The 17,086-nt window shown below is 51.4% G+C and carries 17 protein-coding genes; 8 read left to right on the forward strand and 9 right to left on the reverse strand.

The genetic code is table 11. The annotated features are described in order from the left end of the window. Positions 1-113 precede the first annotated feature (113 nt). Together fhuF and ABVN44_RS06845 are read left to right on the forward strand one after the other, a co-directional pair. The gene (gene fhuF, locus ABVN44_RS06840; RefSeq protein ID WP_001525831.1) at positions 114-902 is read left to right on the forward strand and encodes a siderophore-iron reductase FhuF; all 789 of its coding nucleotides are present in this window, start codon (positions 114-116) and stop codon (positions 900-902) included. Between the two features lie 150 nt (positions 903-1,052). Beyond that, positions 1,053-1,511, forward strand: coding sequence for a YbaK/EbsC family protein (locus ABVN44_RS06845; RefSeq protein WP_000058276.1), 459 nt, complete (start codon positions 1,053-1,055; stop codon positions 1,509-1,511). A gap of 50 nt (positions 1,512-1,561) precedes the next feature. Here ABVN44_RS06845 and bglJ read toward each other — a convergent pair whose 3' ends face one another. Further along, positions 1,562-2,236: a DNA-binding transcriptional activator BglJ gene (gene bglJ / locus ABVN44_RS06850; protein ID WP_000431551.1), complete on the reverse strand. Its 675-nt coding sequence runs from the start codon at positions 2,234-2,236 to the stop codon at positions 1,562-1,564. After that, the gene (locus ABVN44_RS06855) at positions 2,197-2,922 is read right to left on the reverse strand and encodes a response regulator transcription factor (protein WP_000936652.1); all 726 of its coding nucleotides are present in this window, start codon (positions 2,920-2,922) and stop codon (positions 2,197-2,199) included. Before ABVN44_RS06855 ends, bglJ begins: the two co-directional genes overlap by 40 nt. A gap of 712 nt (positions 2,923-3,634) precedes the next feature. Here ABVN44_RS06855 and ABVN44_RS06860 point away from each other — a divergent pair. The 6 genes from ABVN44_RS06860 to opgB all read left to right on the forward strand — a co-directional run bounded on the left by ABVN44_RS06860 (position 3,635) and on the right by opgB (position 9,340). Continuing rightward, positions 3,635-4,411 carry a threonine/serine exporter ThrE family protein gene (locus ABVN44_RS06860; RefSeq protein ID WP_001727653.1) on the forward strand — a complete coding sequence of 259 codons (777 nt, stop codon included), beginning with the start codon at positions 3,635-3,637 and terminating at the stop codon, positions 4,409-4,411. Further along, positions 4,402-4,875 (forward strand): threonine/serine exporter, encoded by a 474-nt coding sequence (locus ABVN44_RS06865; RefSeq protein WP_000511329.1) that lies wholly within the window; start codon positions 4,402-4,404, stop codon positions 4,873-4,875. The genes ABVN44_RS06860 and ABVN44_RS06865 overlap by 10 nt, the downstream gene beginning before the upstream one ends. A gap of 92 nt (positions 4,876-4,967) precedes the next feature. Beyond that, positions 4,968-5,507: a primosomal protein DnaT gene (dnaT, locus tag ABVN44_RS06870; RefSeq protein ID WP_000098573.1), complete on the forward strand. Its 540-nt coding sequence runs from the start codon at positions 4,968-4,970 to the stop codon at positions 5,505-5,507. 2 nt (positions 5,508-5,509) lie between these two features. Further along, entirely contained in the window at positions 5,510-6,247 is a 738-nt protein-coding gene (dnaC, locus tag ABVN44_RS06875; protein WP_000799924.1) for a DNA replication protein DnaC, read from the forward strand. A 57-nt stretch (positions 6,248-6,304) separates the two neighbouring features. After that, positions 6,305-6,766: a DUF2501 domain-containing protein gene (locus ABVN44_RS06880; protein WP_001090314.1), complete on the forward strand. Its 462-nt coding sequence runs from the start codon at positions 6,305-6,307 to the stop codon at positions 6,764-6,766. Positions 6,767-7,048: 282 nt separating this feature from the next. Then, positions 7,049-9,340 carry a phosphatidylglycerol--membrane-oligosaccharide glycerophosphotransferase gene (gene opgB, locus ABVN44_RS06885; RefSeq protein WP_001292725.1) on the forward strand — a complete coding sequence of 764 codons (2,292 nt, stop codon included), beginning with the start codon at positions 7,049-7,051 and terminating at the stop codon, positions 9,338-9,340. Positions 9,341-9,473: 133 nt separating this feature from the next. Here the strand turns inward: opgB and ABVN44_RS06890 are convergent, their stop codons facing one another. The 7 genes from ABVN44_RS06890 to ABVN44_RS06920 form a co-directional block, all read right to left on the reverse strand. After that, the gene (locus ABVN44_RS06890) at positions 9,474-10,484 is read right to left on the reverse strand and encodes an SIS domain-containing protein (protein ID WP_023231478.1); all 1,011 of its coding nucleotides are present in this window, start codon (positions 10,482-10,484) and stop codon (positions 9,474-9,476) included. Positions 10,485-10,501: 17 nt separating this feature from the next. Further along, the gene (locus ABVN44_RS06895; protein ID WP_023231479.1) at positions 10,502-11,563 is read right to left on the reverse strand and encodes an SIS domain-containing protein; all 1,062 of its coding nucleotides are present in this window, start codon (positions 11,561-11,563) and stop codon (positions 10,502-10,504) included. Positions 11,564-11,575: 12 nt separating this feature from the next. Then, on the reverse strand, positions 11,576-12,424 hold the full coding sequence (locus ABVN44_RS06900; RefSeq protein WP_000178065.1) for a PTS system mannose/fructose/sorbose family transporter subunit IID: 849 nt from the start codon (positions 12,422-12,424) through the stop codon (positions 11,576-11,578). After that, positions 12,402-13,181: a PTS mannose/fructose/sorbose/N-acetylgalactosamine transporter subunit IIC gene (locus tag ABVN44_RS06905; protein WP_023231480.1), complete on the reverse strand. Its 780-nt coding sequence runs from the start codon at positions 13,179-13,181 to the stop codon at positions 12,402-12,404. Before ABVN44_RS06905 ends, ABVN44_RS06900 begins: the two co-directional genes overlap by 23 nt. A 25-nt stretch (positions 13,182-13,206) precedes the next feature. Then, complete coding sequence (locus ABVN44_RS06910; protein WP_000634729.1) at positions 13,207-13,668, reverse strand: PTS system mannose/fructose/N-acetylgalactosamine-transporter subunit IIB; 462 nt, start codon at positions 13,666-13,668, stop codon at positions 13,207-13,209. Between the two features lie 14 nt (positions 13,669-13,682). Continuing rightward, complete coding sequence (locus ABVN44_RS06915) at positions 13,683-14,105, reverse strand: PTS sugar transporter subunit IIA (RefSeq protein WP_000820693.1); 423 nt, start codon at positions 14,103-14,105, stop codon at positions 13,683-13,685. A 101-nt stretch (positions 14,106-14,206) separates the two neighbouring features. Next, positions 14,207-16,972 carry a sigma 54-interacting transcriptional regulator gene (locus ABVN44_RS06920; protein ID WP_023231481.1) on the reverse strand — a complete coding sequence of 922 codons (2,766 nt, stop codon included), beginning with the start codon at positions 16,970-16,972 and terminating at the stop codon, positions 14,207-14,209. Positions 16,973-17,086: the final 114 nt, after the last annotated feature.

Raw genomic sequence — 17,086 nt, forward strand, 5'->3', positions numbered from 1 at the left:
TGACGTAATCGTGCTACGCCAACAGCGTTAACCATAAACCGCTTGCCATCGTTTATCGCTATCGATAGGATTAGCAATCATTATCATTTAGATTAACATCATTAAACTGCGCTATGGCCTACCGTTCCGCACCGATTGCTGACGATATTATCTGGCGAGCCGCTCCCCAGCCGGAAGACGCCTCGCTGGCGGACGCAGTACGCGAGACGATCGCCTCTACCCGTAAGCACCTGTTGGACTTCATCCGGCTGGATGAAACGCCGCCGCCAGCGGCGATGACTCTTGCCCAGTGGACGCGCCCCGCGACGTTTCGTTCATTGCTGGCCGCCTATTCCGATCACATCTATCGGCACACGCCAGGCCTGCCACGTGAAAATAAGCCGTTACTCTCCCTATGGGCGCAATGGTATATCGGGCTGATGACGCCGCCGCTGATGCTGGCATTACTGACGCAAGCGCGCGCTATCAATGTCTCGGCAGAACATATTCACGTTGAATTTCATGAAACCGGGCGCGCCGCGTGTTTCTGGCTTGACGTGCATCAGGATAACCTGGCAACGGGGCGTTCCCCGGAAGAACGAATGGAAACGCTGGTAGTCTCCGCACTACAGCCGGTCATTCAGGCGCTGGAGGCGACTGGCGACATCAACGCGAAACTTATCTGGAGCAATACCGGTTATTTAATCAACTGGTATCTGACTGAGATGAAACCGCTGCTTGGCGAAGCCCTGCTGGCAACGCTACGCCAGCGCTGTTTTTTTGAAAAGCAGCTATCCGACGGCCAGGATAACCCGCTGTGGCGGACCGTCGTAATGCGCGACGGTCTTCTGGTACGCAGAACCTGCTGCCAACGTTACCGCTTACCTGACGTACAGCAGTGCGGCGACTGCACGCTAAAGTAAACCGCTTTACGTTGCCTTCAGTTATCGTCACGGCTTACTGCTGCTGGCCTGTCACATTATTATATTTACAGCGGCGCTCTCCGTATGCCAAATTACGTTTTGCCATTTTTGGGTCTACCGTGGCTATTGGTAAGGTCTCAGGAGAGAAGAATGAGTCTGCAATCTGTACGGCAATTTCTGGCCGATCATGCTCCCGATATTGAAATTATCGAATTAAATCAAAGTACAGCGACTGTCGAACTGGCAGCCAAAGCGCACAACGTAGAGCCAGGGCAGATAGCTAAGACGCTCTCGCTTAAAGTAAAAGACACCATTATCCTGGTGGTCGCGAAAGGCGATGCCCGCCTGGATAATAAGAAGCTTAAAACCACTTTCGGCGCAAAAGCCCGTATGTTGAGCAGCGATGAAGTGGTCAATGCAACCGGACATCCTGTCGGCGGCGTATGTCCTTTCGGGCTGGAGCACCCGCTGCCCGTTTATTGCGACATCTCTCTGAAGGGGTATAACGAAGTATTGCCTGCCGCAGGCGCCACGCACAGCGCGGTACGCATCACGCCGGAAAGAATGGCTGAACTGACATCGGCGACCTGGGTAGACGTGTGCCAATAACGTGCCTGACACCCGGATTCCCCGAACAAGCACGGCGCATCCGGCGCGGGCTATACCCGATGCTGGAGCGCGGTAGCATCTCCGGCGCGCAGATATAACAGAATATCCGCCGCATCGAGTAACCCGGCATCAGAACTCACGCCCAGCTTGGACATCACATTAAACTTATGCGCCCGGATAGTCTTAATGTTACGTTCTAACTGGACGGCAATTTGCGGCATTGAGTAGCCGTTCGACATGAAACGCAGAATCTCCCGCTCGGTTGGACTAAGCATACAATTCTGGTGAAGCTCCCAAAGGTTGTCTGTACGCTCCGTTGTCCGTCGGGCGCTATTAAGCGATGTAAATAAGGCATCCTGTAAAACATCCAACGGCGACGCTTTGCTGATGACCCCATCCAGCGGCAGCGGGGATAGCGCGCTGATTAAGCGGGCTTCAGCATCATCATCGGCAATCACCAGACGCCGCATATGGGGATAATTTATCGCCAGTTCCGTCAGGCTGGATAATCCTGTCCGGCGTTCAGTTCTTAACGCAGAAAGAGAAAAAATAACGGCAGAAAACGGCGTCTTTAGCGCAGACTTATAAAACGCGGATGGTTTTGAAAAAATATGAAGCGTATGTCGGCAATCCGGCATTGCATCAAATAGCCCTTTAATACCAATGGTGCTCATCACGCATTTTTCTACGAGCGCAACATTTCTCTTGCTGATTCTGTTTTCCATTCCATGGTTTCTCCATATACCGAAGGTAGGTTCAATTCTCTGGCTCCCTGAGAACTGTTTATCCATGCATACATCTCTGCATTACTGTGTATTGATAAGCGTCGCATGGCGCTATTTTTTTGGGCGCTAATTGTTTTATTACTTTTTTTAAGTAACGCCGCAATTTGGTTAATGCCCCACCCTTTTCCTAAAAGGCGTAATACTTTTCGTTCAGACAGCGTAAGGACAATCGGCCTGTCGTGGGCCTGCTGAATTTCAGACGGTACCTGAGGCGATAATAACGTTTTACTTATTCTTTCTGAGCGAGCGTTTCCCGCATGGATAACGCTAATAAGATTCTCGATTGGCTCTTCGTCTGAAAGCAAGGTGCTGACGGGGCCCATCAGGAGATCAACCGCATGTGGATAGCAGGATTTAGGAACCAGAAATACCCAATGTATGTCGCGATATTGCGAGATTAAGCTATAAAAATATTCGCAGATAGCGCGGGGAGAGGCATTGTTAACTGCTAAATCAGCAATAACTAAATTACTTCGGCGTAGCTGTAGCAGCGTTAGCTCTTCTATCGTACGACAATACGCCAGTTTATAATCGGGGAAATTACCTGTTATAGCCCCTTTAAGGCCTTCCTGTATAAGAGGGGTTTTACTGATAATAAGTCCATTTTTGCAGCATCCTGGCAGCATAATTCCTCCGCACCCACGCCGCCACTTTTCATTGCCCCATTAATAAAAACACTATTAACAATGATCGCAAAGAAATATAGGCCAAGTGGATTAATTATCCTTGTTTTATTTTTAAATATCTAACATTGATTGCGCTACAATCCACATAGCACAAAAACATGAAATCACTATCGCATAGTTACTCATAAAACCAGAAGCAAGACAATTAAATTAACTAAATTTGCACATTAGCAATTCTAACGAAAACGCATCATATTAATAAATTTAAAATATGAGTTCGCCCTTCATTCATATTGCTGAGTCCTAAAACAAAAGCCCAACAATACTGTCCACCATCCATAAAACCCATGTAATATCTACGAATTACACTAAGTCATGCCTATTTTTACGCCCGCTGCTCACGCCATTGTGGTTAAACCATTAATGCATATCGTTGATAAAATTCACCACATCATTGATTCAAAAATGAGCGGCCAGGCTGGCATAATGCCTCTATTCTGGAAACGGACATACGAGAACCGTCGCCCATAAGGATATCCTGCCTGTGACGAAGCGCACGTCTCAGGAAGCTTATGCGTTGCGTCTGGCGGTTGACGTTTTTATCAACAAGAAATTGATCTTAACCAACGCCATCATGCCTGCGCTTCGTGTTAAAAAGAAAGCCTCTGTCATAGTGGCGGCGCATAGAATGTCTTTTCGGACAGGACGAGTCATGCAAGAAGAGCAATCAATTCAACGAGCAGTAACACGGTTATGTATTCAATGCGGGCTGCTTTTATTGCAGCACGGGGCGGAAAGCGCACTGGTTGATGAGCTTTCCACCCGCCTCGGTTTGGCGCTCGGTATGGATAGCGTCGAAAGCGCGATCTCCTCTAACGCCATTGTCCTGACGACCATTAAAGACGGACAATGTCTGACATCGACACGTAAAAACCAGGATCGCGGCATTAATATGCACGTCGTCACGGAGGTTCAGCATATCGTTATCCTCGCGGAACATCGTCTGCTGGATTACAAAGGCGTGGAAAAACGCTTTAGCCAGCTCCGCCCGCTGCGTTATCCGCGCTGGCTGGTGGCGTTTATGGTCGGTCTTTCCTGCTCCTGCTTTTGTAAGCTGAATAATGGCGGCTGGGATGGCGCGGTTATCACCTTTTTCGCCAGTATGATAGCCATGTATATCCGCCAGATGCTGGCGCAGCGGCATTTACATCCGCAGATCAATTTTTGCATTACCGCCTTTGTCGCTACCACGATTTCCGGGCTGATGCTCACCCTTCCCGCCTTTAGCCAGACGCCCACTATCGCCATGGCGGCGAGCGTACTGCTACTGGTGCCGGGCTTTCCGCTGATTAATTCCGTCGCAGATATGTTTAAAGGACATATTAATACCGGGCTGGCGCGCTGGGCTATCGCCAGCCTGTTGACACTGGCCACCTGTGTGGGCGTAGTGATGTCAATGACAGTATGGGGGCTACGAGGATGGGTATAATCGACTTTTTACTGGCGCTAATGCAGGACATGATCTTGTCTGCGATCCCCGCCGTCGGGTTTGCGATGGTCTTTAATGTTCCCCACCGGGCGCTTCCGTGGTGCGCGCTACTGGGGGCGCTGGGTCATGGCTCGCGTATGCTGATGATGAGCGCAGGCTTTAATATCGAATGGTCGACGTTTATGGCTTCGCTGCTGGTCGGCAGTATTGGTATTCAGTGGTCACGCTGGTATCTCGCTCACCCTAAAGTGTTTACCGTCGCGGCCGTGATCCCGATGTTTCCGGGGATTTCCGCCTATACCGCGATGATTTCCGCAGTAAAAATTAGCCATCTGGGCTATAGCGAACCGATGATGATTACGCTGCTGACCAATTTTCTGAAAGCCTCTTCCATTGTTGGCGCGCTCTCAATTGGCCTCTCTGTACCGGGATTATGGCTGTACCGCAAACGCCCCCGCGTGTGAATGGTGGAACGCCTCCTGCTGTTCTTACAGGTCTGTGTGGTACTATAAAAACAGTCGCCCTTCTCGGTTGTTGTTCCATATTGAGAAACATTATGTCTTCCAGAATTTTAACGTCGGACGTCATCGGTATTGACGCCCTTTTACACGATCATCATGCTGTGCTGGCGAAGTCAACGGGCGGCGCAGTGGCGGTATTCGCTAATAATGCGCCTGCATTTTATGCCGTGACGCCTGCACGCATGGCTGAACTGCTGGCGCTTGAAGAAAAGTTATCACGTCCGGGAAGCGATGTGGCGTTAGACGCGCAATTTTACGAAGAACCCGAAGCCGCCCCCGTTGCGATTCCCTGCGGAAAATTCGCCATGTATCCCGCTTGGCAACCGGATGCGGATTTTCAGCGTCAGGCTGCCCTTTGGGGCGTGGCGCTTCGGGAGCCGGTCACCGCAGAAGAGCTGGCGGCGTTTATCGCCTACTGGCAGGCGGAAGGTAAGGTTTTTCACCATATCCAGTGGCAGCAAAAGCTGGCGCGCAGCGTGCAAATCAGCCGTTCCAGCAATGGCGGAATGCCGCAGCGCGACATCAATAGCGTCAGCGAACCTGACAATCATATTCCACCAGGTTTTAGGGGGTAACGATGAAAAATGTTGGCGACCTGATGCAGCGTCTACAAAAAATGATGCCTGCGCATATTACGCCGGCGTTTAAAACGGGCGAAGAACTGCTGGCCTGGCAGAAAGAGCAGGGCGAGATCCGGGCGGCAGCGCTGGCGCGGGAAAATCGGGCGATGAAAATGCAGCGCACCTTTAACCGTTCCGGCATTCGACCGCTGCATCAGAACTGCTCGTTTGATAACTATCGGGTTGAGTGCGACGGACAAATGAACGCGTTAAGCAAAGCCCGACAGTACGTTGATGAGTTTGACGGCAATATCGCCAGCTTTGTCTTTTCCGGCAAGCCGGGAACCGGTAAAAACCATCTCGCCGCGGCTATTTGTAACGAGCTGCTGCTGCGCGGAAAGTCGGTACTGATTATCACCGTAGCGGATATTATGTCAGCGATGAAAGACACGTTCAGCAATCGGGAAACCAGCGAAGAGCAGTTGCTTAACGATCTGAGTAACGTTGATCTGTTGGTGATCGACGAGATCGGCGTGCAGACAGAATCTCGCTATGAAAAAGTGATCATCAATCAAATTGTCGATCGTCGTTCCTCGTCAAAACGTCCCACCGGCATGTTGACGAACAGCAATATGGAAGAGATGACGAAAATGCTTGGCGAACGCGTCATGGACCGTATGCGTCTCGGCAACAGTTTATGGGTTAATTTTACCTGGGACAGTTACCGCAGCCGGGTGACGGGTAAAGAGTATTAAATTGCAACGTGCGCCAGGGCGATACAACGCCTGGCTGGCATAACACAGGTGATTACCATGAATACAGCGAAACATGTTCTGTGCTGCGCGGCGATCGCCAGCGTACTGATTTCCACCAGCGGTATTGCCGCCAGTCAGCTAAGCGCTCAGGGCGCGAACGCACAGCAGGGCGGGATGTCGCTTTCTGCGCTAACCGGTCTGCTCAGCAGAGGTGCCCAGTCACTCAGCGCCGATAATATGAATAATGCCGCCGGTATTTTGCAGTACTGCGCCAAACAGAAACTGGCGTCCGCTACCAACGTGGAAAACGTTAAAAATCAGATTCTGAACAAGTTGGGGTTGGATACCACACAGCAGGAGCAGGATACTAACTACCTGAACGGCCTGCAAGGGTTGCTCAAGACGAAGGACGGCCAGCAGTTGAACCTCAATAATATCGGCAGTACGCCGCTGGCGGAAAAGGTGAAAACCAAAGCTTGCGATCTGGTGTTGCAGCAAGGGCTGAATTTCCTCTCCTGACTGCGTTTTTCTGACCGTGCGCCACGCCGGGACGCCCTGATAAAAGCCGTGTTTTGGCCCTTTACCCGCCAACACGGCATTAACCCGATTTTTCTCTTCGTCTTTTCCTGTTATTAACCGCTATGGCAGGAAGTGATGCCGATCAAAAAACCAACTTTCTAAACTCATTCTAAATAACAGCGCCGTGTAAAGTTATTAGAATTGCAGCAATGTGACATCGCTATTACATTGTTAGAAATTTTTTCCTGCCAGCGATAAGCCTGGTTTATTGAGGATCGTCAGTTGTCCGAGTTGCTCTCTGTCGCTCTGTTTCTCGCCTCTGTGCTGATATATGCCTGGAAGGCGGGTCGTAACACCTGGTGGTTTGCCGCCACTCTCACGGTGCTGGGACTTTTTGTCATTCTGAATATTACCCTGTATGCCAGCGACTATTTTACCGGCGACGGGATCAACGACGCAGTGCTTTATACGCTCACGAATAGTCTGACGGGAGCGGGAGTCGGCAAATATATTCTGCCGGGAATCGGCATTGCCCTGGCGTTAGTGGCGGTATTCGGCGCGCTGGGATGGGTACTACGCCGCCGCCGTCACCATCCTCATCATGTCGGTTACAGCCTGCTGGCGTTACTGCTGGCGTTGGGTTCGGTCGACGCCAGCCCGGCGTTTCGCCAGATTACCGAACTGGTAAAATCACAAATGCGCGATGGCGATCCGGATTTTGCCGTTTATTATAAAGAACCAGCAAAAACCATTCCTAATCCGAAGCTCAATCTGGTCTATATCTACGGCGAGAGCCTGGAACGGACCTATTTTGATAATGACGCGTTCCCCAATCTCACGCCAGAGTTAGGCGCGCTGAAAAATGAGGGGCTGGATTTCAGCCATACCATGCAACTGCCGGGAACGGATTACACCATCGCCGGGATGGTGGCTTCCCAGTGCGGTATTCCGCTGTTTGCGCCGTTTGAGGGCAATGCGTCCGCGTCGGTTTCCAGCTTCTTCCCGCAGAATATCTGCCTCGGCGATATTCTGAAAAACTCCGGCTACCAGAACTATTTCGTGCAGGGCGCTAACCTGCGTTTTGCCGGGAAAGACGTGTTCCTGAAATCACACGGATTCGATCATCTGTACGGCGCTGAAGAGCTAAAAACGGTGGTGGCGGACCCGTCTTATCGTAACGACTGGGGCTTCTACGACGATACGGTGCTCGATGAGGCATGGAAGAAATTTGAAGCGCTTTCCCGCTCAGGCCAGCGTTTTTCGCTGTTTACGCTGACGGTGGATACCCATCACCCGGACGGTTTTATCTCGCGCACCTGCAACCGCAAACGCTACGATTATGACGGCAAGCCCAACCAGTCCTTTAGCGCCGTAAGTTGCAGCCAGGAAAACATCGCCGAGTTTATCAACAAAATCAAAGCGTCGCCGTGGTTTAAAGATACCGTTATCGTCGTCTCTTCCGACCATCTGGCGATGAATAATACGGCCTGGAAATACCTGAATAAGCAAGATCGCAACAATCTGTTTTTCATTCTGCGCGGCGATAAACCACAGCAGGAGACTCTGGCGGTCAAACGCAACACGATGGACAACGGCGCAACGGTGCTGGATATTCTCGGCGGCGATAATTTTATCGGTCTGGGACGTAGCAGCCTTTCCGGGCAGTCGCTGTCGGAAGTGTTCCTGAATGTAAAAGAGAAAGTGCTGGCGATGAAGCCGGATATCATTCGCCTGTGGAATTTCCCGAAAGAGATAAAAGATTTTACCGTCGATCGGGACAAAAACATGATCGCTTTTTCCGGCAGCCACTTCCGCCTGCCGTTACTACTGCGCGTATCGGATAAGCGTGTTGAACCGTTACCAGAAAGTGAATACTCCGCTCCGCTACGGTTCCAGTTGGCCGACTTCGCCCCGCGCGATAATTTCGTTTGGATCGATCGCTGCTACAAAATGGCGCAGCTATGGGCGCCGGCGCTGGCGCTCTCCACCGACTGGTGCGTCTCGCAGGGGCAGCTTGGCGGGCAGCAAACCGTACAGCATGTCGATAAAGCGCAGTGGCAGGGTAAGACGGCGTTTAAAGACACGATGATCGATATGGAACGCTACAAAGGCAACGTCGATACTTTAAAGATTGTCGATAACGATATTCGTTATAAAGCCGATAGCTTTATCTTTAATGTGGCGGGCGCGCCGGAGGAGGTGAAGCAGTTTAGCGGCATTTCCCGGCCGGAGTCCTGGGGCCGCTGGTCAAATGCGCAGTTGGGCGATGAGGTTAAAATCGAATATAAAGCGCCGCTGCCGAAAAAGTTTGATCTGGTGATCACCGCCAAAGCCTTCGGCGACAACGCGAATCGGCCGATTCCGGTACGCGTAGGCAACGAAGAACAGACGCTGGTGCTGGGTCACGATGTGTCCACTATCACGCTGCATTTCAACAACCCGACGGACGCGAATACCTTAGTCATTGCGCCGCCCGCTCCCGTCTCCACCAACGAAGGTAATATTTTGGGCCATTCGCCGCGCAAATTGGGGATTGGCATGGTGGAGATCAAAGTGGTGAATGTTGAGGGTTAAAAGAGAAGGTCATATATGCCGGGTGGCGGCTGCGCCTTACCCGGCCTACACATCATCTTTATCCATAAACTGGCGCACAGGCCTGATAAGCGAAACGCCATCAGGCACTGTATATGCTACACGCCCCTTTCTGTTAATAATCGAACTGACGGTAGTAGCGACGAATATCCAGACTGTGGCCGGTATATTTCTCGAAGTGCGCCGCCAGCCGATCAACCAGCAGTGTCGAGACGACGCAGGGCGCCATGATCCAGCGGAACTCATCATCAATGCCGTCCAGCGCATACGCTTTCGGATCAATCACCACCAGGTTATCGGTAATTTTACTGGCAAAACGCTCAACGCGTTCATCCAGCGCGCGGCATTTCCCTTCCCCTTTCACCAGAATGAGCGGAACGTCTTTTTCCAGCAGCTCCAGAGCGCCGTGGAAAAATTCCGCAGAGCTGACGGGGCGCGTGCGCTTCCACTGCATCTCTTCCAGGATACACATGGAGAACAGATAGACCTCGCCCCACATCTCCGCGCCGCCGACCCACATCATATAATCGCTGTTATAATAACGGCTGGCGATAGCATCGGCCTGCGGATCAAATTTTTGTTTCGCTTTCAGCAGATTCGCCGGCAGAATTTCCAGTTGGCTGGCGAAGCGATCGTAACTGGCGAATTCGTTATTGCGCGACAGCACGCGGAAAAACAGCCAGTACAGCAGCATATATTCATATTCCACGCCATTTTTGTGACGCATCGGAATATGCCATGTCGCCGCCTGCGCCAGCGGAGAGTCCGCATTTTTGGTAATAGCGACTACGCGTATTCCCTGCGCTTTACACCACTCGGCGATCGCCACCGATTCTTTGGTATCACCGGATTTAGACAGCGTAACAACCACAGAGTTTTTATTCAGCCGCTTATTTCCTTTATGAATTAATTCTGCCGCCTGCTCAACATAAACCGGCAACGTCGTTAATTCTTTGGCAAATTCATTAATTGCCATCATTGGTGCCAGTGAACCGCCAACAGAGGCGAAAAATAAAGAACTGAACCCGGCCTGATAAATCTCGTCAGCAACCTGTTCTGCCTTCTGGCGCGCAGCGATGATCTCACGAGCACTCGTCAGGTACTCGTCCTGATTAAAACCCAACATATTTTTCTCCTGATTGTTCAGATTTTACTTTTTAAAACGCGATCGAAATCGTCAAAAATGCGTACCGAAAGGTCGATGCCTTTCAGTGAGGCGATATGAAACGCCATGAGTTGTACCGGCACAATCAACAGTAATGGCGAGAAATGGTGATCAACCGCTACATCCAGCGCAAGCGTCTGGTCATCCTGCGCCGCCTTCGCCAGCGTGAGAGTAAAGGTTTTGGCGACCGCAGGCGTCATATACTCCCGTAGCGCCCTGGAGCGCGCGTCGGGCCGGTCCTCAAAGAAGAACATCACGTGTTCCGCATTGGCTTCCAGATACGGGCCGTGCATATAGGCTTCCAGCTCAAACCCGCTTGAGGGAACACGTACCGTCTCGGTAAATTTAGTTTCCAACTCTTTTGCCACCCCAACCAGCGCGCCGTAGCCTATCGCCACAAAACGCGTCCCGTTTCGTAAAACGGCCTGGTGCTGGTGAATAAACGCTTCCGTACGCACGATAACCAACGGCAGGGTTGCCGCGATGCGTTGAAGCTGCGCCACATACTCCTCGACCTGCGATTCCGTCAGCCGCTGCTGCTGACGGGCAACTAACAACGCGATAAGCAACAGATTCAGTACCGTCGCGCTAAATCCACGGGTAACAAAGCCGACGGACTCAATCCCGGTCAGAATATCCAGTGGATAATCACTGGCCTTGCCAAGAGGGCTTTGCGGATCGGCGGTCAGAGCGAATACCGGACGTCCCTGCGCCTGAACTTTACGCATCGCCTCCAGGGTAGAAGCGCTTTTCCCGCTCTGGGAAATAGCAATAACCATATCGGCTTGCGGATCGCTATTCTCATACTGGCTAAAGGTGTACGGCTCTTTAATATCGATAGAGATACCGCAGCGCTCAAAGAAATAACGGGCGCAAAAGGCGGCATTCAATGACGATCCGGTGGCTAATATCAGTATTCGTCGTAACGTTTTTTGGCTGGCGAACCGCGATACTTCTTCCAGCGACTGGCGATGGCGGCGAATAATATTCGCCAGGACGTCAGACTCTTCGTTAATATAGGTCAGCATGGTTGGTGACATTGTGTATCCCTCTTAAAATAACCCTATCCAGGAACCGAAAATTCCCACCAGCGCAATACCGCCAATGATGGTTAACGGTTTCACTTTTTTCCCTAACAGCCAGTACACAATGGCGAAGCTAATTAACGGCAGCAGACAAGGCATGATGTCGTTAATAATGTCCTGAACATGGGTTTTCGCCTCTCCCGTACCAAACGTAATGGGAATGGTGATATCAATCATGGAGGCCGTCATCGCGCCAACCACCATCAGACCGATAATCGAGGCGCCATAGGTTAGGCTTTCCATCATTCCGCTTTGCTGAATACGTTGCAGTACGCCGGTTCCCAGCACATAGCCCCAGCGGGTAAAGAACCAGCGGGCCAGAATATGCGGTACGTTAAACACCAGCAGAAATAAAATCGGCCCCAGAATATTGCCTTTCAGCGCCAGGCTGGTACCGATGCCAGTGGCGATAAGACGCAATGTTCCCCAGAAAAAAGAGTCGCCAATACCCGCCAGCGGCCCCATTAACGACGCTTTGACGTTATCGATAGAACTGGCGTCCATCTCTTTTTGCTGGCTATTTTTCTCCTCCATCGCCACGGTAATACCGAGGATCAACGTCACAATGTGCGGCGTGGTATTAAAGAAAGCCAGATGGCGTTTTAGCGCTTCGGCAAGATCTTCTTTTCGGCTATACAGTTTCTTTAATACCGGAATGAGCGTATAGACGAACGCCAGGTTCATTTGTCGTTCATAGTTCCAGGAAAACTCCATCTGGAATGACCGCCAGAAGACGCGGCGTAAATCACGCGCGGTGACCAGACCAGTGGTTTCCGCCTGCTGGCGGTCTTTATCAGAAATCATCTTCATCGTCATGAGACGCTCCTTGCGCAGGTGCCGGTTGCGAGGCCGCAAATTTCGGCATATTGACCATCACGACGGCGACGATCGCGCCGAGAATCGCAATACCCGTCACCGGAATTTTTAAATACGCCATTAAAACAAAACCGAGGAAAAAATAGGGGGCGACCTTTTTATTAATTAATAAGCGCGCCAGCATGGCAAAACCCAGCGCGGGAATAATACCGGTGGCAACGCTTAATCCATGTTTAATAAATTCTGGAATGGCATCCAGAAAACCTTTAACCATATTCACGCCCGCTAAATAAGAGACCGTGACGATAATCCCCAGCATCAGCGACAGCCCAATGCCGGAGATTAAATGCATACGCTCAATGCCCCGGGTATCCCCCATCTCAGCGTAAGCATCGGCTTTATGACAGAGCAACGGAATAAACATTCCGTTATAGATATTTTTCACAATTAACGCCAGTGTCGCGATAGGCAAACCTAATAACAGCGCGGTTTCCGCCCCAGCGCCGGAATTAATCGCAAAGGCCACACCTAAAATACCGCCAGTGACCACATCCGGCGGCAGCGACGCGCCCACCGAAAAGGAACCGATAAACGCCAACTCCAGCGTCGCGCCCATCACAATTCCGGTTTCCATGTCGCCCAGCACCAGTCCGGTTAAAAGTCCGGTCACGATAGGTCTGGAAATCAGCGACGTCCCTAATGCATATTCAGACTGGGCGATAAACGCCACCAGTCCAAGTAAAAGCGCCTCTACCATAATATGTCCTCAGGAGGGTATCCGCTCAGGCAAAAAGTTGTTTACGATCGTTAGGCACCAGCCGAATTTCTATCTCTACTCCGCCAGCCGCCAGCTCCCGAAGTTGAGTCATTTCATCCGCTAACAGATTGATGGCTTTAGCAATATTCTGACTCCCTTCACGCACCTTCGTGCCGCCTAAATTAATACTTTTAATGTCGGGTAATTCGCGCGCCAGCCGGTACGCATCCGCCACGGATTCAACAACAATAAAAAGTTTATATTTATCGGTAACGCCGCTTTTTATCGCTTCAATTGAATCGGCAATATTTTTAATAACCAGCTTCACCGCGGGCGGCTTCGCCATTTTAATGGTGGTTTTACGCAGGTCATCATTAGGTACACTGTCGTTGGCAATTAAAATACAGTCTGCGCCAACGTACTGCGTCCAGGAAAAGGCGACCTGTCCATGTAATAAACGATGATCCACCCGTAAAAAAACAATCATGACGCTTCCTCCCCTTAAAAATCTTTATCGCTTTGCATGGCGCTGGTGATAGTTTGATTGCAGTACTGAATATTTTCTTTTGAATCCGCTAACGCCGTCATTATGGTATGCGTGGTATTGCCATCGTTTTCCGACATAAAGAGATCGATAACCAGCGGCAGGTTAATCCCTGCTAGCAGATGAAAATTTTCCCGTGATAAATAACGGACAAATTCGTTATTCACGCTGCCGGCAAAAATATCGGTCAGCGCAATAATTTCATCTTCCGGCGGGATCCGGGCAATTAGCGTATCTACCTGCTGGCTTAAATCCACGCTCTCTTCAACGTAAGCGCACAGCGTCCAGACATTTGACCGTTTGCCTAAAATCAGCTCCACGGAGTTTAAAACTCCGCTGGCCAGCGTGCCGTGGCTGGCGAAAATATAATGTCTCTTCATCCTGACCTCTAAAACACATTCCACTGTGATAAAAGAGAGCAAGCGGCGTGCCAGAAAAAGTGGCGCGCCGAAAAAAGATGTGGGTTAACAGAGGGAAATCGTTAAAACTCTTGATCTTGCTCGATAAGTTCTGTTTCGAAGGTCAGGATATTATGGATATAGCCAAGCTCGGCGGTGGGGATTTTGACACTGTAGTTACTCTCAATGACACTAAACGCTTCCCGTAGCCGATTCAGTTCCTGTTCCGGACACTGTTGCCCACTCCAGGCAGTAATACCCGCATGGCGGATCAGACGCTCAATCAAGCAACTAATATGCACATAGAGCGCCACCTTTCTTTCATTCGAGACGGTAACGCCCGCCAGATGCTCATAGCGCAGCAGAAACTGCTCAACGTGGTTGATGACTTTGCTGGTGTCGAGGATGGTGACGGATTCGATCACTCGTCGGAGCGAGAAGTTTTTCAGCAGCAGGTTGTTGATCTCCGCCACCTGCTCCGGCGTGGTCAGCGAACCAAACAGCCGCATCAGGTAGTGGTTCCCCTCGCCGGAGATCAGCGAGTCGAGCGAAATCCACGGCACGCTGGCGATGTGCGGGTCCAGCGTGCCAACTATCGCCAGTACGTCGTAGCGCATAAATACCGGCTCCTGAGTTTTATTGCTCGCCAGCATCGCATAATCGCAGGCGACGACGTCAATCTCCAGCGTCTGCGGAATACTGGCGCTCAGTAATGCGCAAAGATTCGTCGCCACACCGATACCGGTCGCGCAGGTGGTCAGTATGGCGCGCGGTTTGTTGCTTTTCGGCCAGTAGAGCTGATACTCGACCGGCACATCCCGGGCGATATCGCGGGCGATCTCTTCAATAAAATGCCCCTGTAAAATACGCTCCCCTACATACAGGGCCATGCTGGTCGAGACGTTGTTGATAATCGTCACCGGCGTGGAAAGCGCGCGATCAAAATGACGATGAATGGCCTTGAGCGATCCCATATCCACCAGAATCATCAGGCCGGAGGCGAGCGGATGCTCTTCCAGATAGCGCATCACCTGCTGCGCTATCGCCTCCGGCGTGACGTCCAGCGGCATATCGAACGATTCAAAAATCGTATTTTTTAGTAACCGGTTGGCGACGTTGGCGATACTGCTGGCGGTGGCATAGCCATGCGCCAGAATCACCGCATGCGTCACCTGTTTTTGGTTGTTAGCCCCCTGTTTATGCAGCCAAAGCGCCAGCAGCAGCATATCAATGCGTCTCGGCTCCAGATCCAGCTTCTGGCCCAGCGTCTCCAGAATTTGTAAACAGAAGCTGTACAGCAGCGGATATTTCTGGGCGAGGAAGGCGTCCAGTTGGCGGATCTGCTCGCTGTTGAGACGAGAAGGCGCCAGTGCGGTACGATGGATTAAATAGTGGCTAAGCGCGTAAATACAGTTGCCGTTAAGCTGCATATTGAAGCGCTTCTCCAGACGATAAAACTCTTCCCGCACCTGGCTTGTAATTAACAGCAACCGCTGTGAGTGCACATTATCGTCGCCGGTAAAAATCAGGCGATCGAAGAGGGTTTCAATTTCATCGCCCATTCTTTTTTGTACCGTCTCCCACTCCTCTTTCCCGCTACGTACCAGCTCGTACAGCGCCAGCACATGACACTGCGTATCATGGATCATGCCCTGCATCTCGTCGCGGGCGCGCAGCAGCCAGGTCAGGTTCGTGTCGGGCGAGATGCTCACCGGCGTGTCGTCCGCCAGCGGTTCATTCAGTGACGGCAATGCCGACAGCATGGCATCCGGCAGATCGTGCAGCGACACGGTAACGGTTTCCTGCCCAGGCTTTTTTGCCCATGCTGTCGCCACCGCATACTTCACCACATTTTTCAGCTCGCCGACGTTGCCGCGATAAACATACTGATTGAGGATCTGCAACAAACGCGGTTTGAGGATAAGCGTGGCCGAGAGTTTTTTCGCCTCCGTCCAGAAAAACAGTAAGATCAGCGCCTCTTTTTCCTGGCGGCTGCGGTGCTGGAGATCCGGCAGGTTGACCTGAATCGGGATACGTCGCAAAAATGTCGTCAGAAAGGTACTGTGTATCTCTTCGGTCGTCGCAAATACCAGACGTACCGAAACCGGATGCCCCTGCGCGGTGTCGCCTACCCGATAAATTTCACCACGATCGAGCCAGGTAAAGAGCTTCTCCTGCCCTTCGGCGCTCAGCCGGTGGACTTCATCCAGAAATAACATGCCGCCGTCAGCCGCCTCGAACGCGCCCGGTCTGTCGCTCTGCGCACCGGTAAACGCGCCCTTCACATAGCCAAAAAGATTCGCCGCCAGCAGTTCGGGATTGCTCGCATACTGGGCGCAATTGAAACTGATAAATGGCGCATCCGGCGACAGAAGCGCCTGGGCGATGGCATATTCGTGCATGAGCTGCGCCAGATAACTTTTCCCGGTGCCGCTTTCGCCGGTCATCAGTAGCGGCAGTCCGCCGTCGGGATAAAACAGCGCGGTTTTCAGTTGCTCAATCGGGCGCTTCAGGCTTTCGTTATGGCCAATCAACAGGGAAAAGTGATCGTCCGGCGCGCACTCCTGTTCCCCGTACGCTAACAGCTCCGCGACGCTGGCGTATTCATTACGCGAAAGGGTAAAAAACTGTTGGCTAAATGCCTGCTTATGCAGGAAATAGACGGGACGGGTATTGATTTTGCAGAGCACGCCCTGCGCCACCAGTTGGTTCAGATAATGGCTGGCGGTATTACGCTGCATATTAAAACGCTGCGCCAGATAGCGCGCGGTAAACACCTCACTGACATTTTCCGGATCAAAAAAATCCGTTTGGTTCATCAGGAAAGCAAGCAGGGCATCTTTGCGCATCGTATCCTCTCACGATTATCACATCAGCAATTATGATGCCGCGAAACAAGGCTCTCCTGTCGTGCGTTCTCTCGCTTTATTCATTTTTTGTGGATCACCGCACACCTTCACTCA

Origin of the sequence: Salmonella sp. SJTUF15570 (assembly GCF_043357055.1) — a bacterium.
GTDB lineage: Bacteria > Pseudomonadota > Gammaproteobacteria > Enterobacterales > Enterobacteriaceae > Salmonella > Salmonella enterica.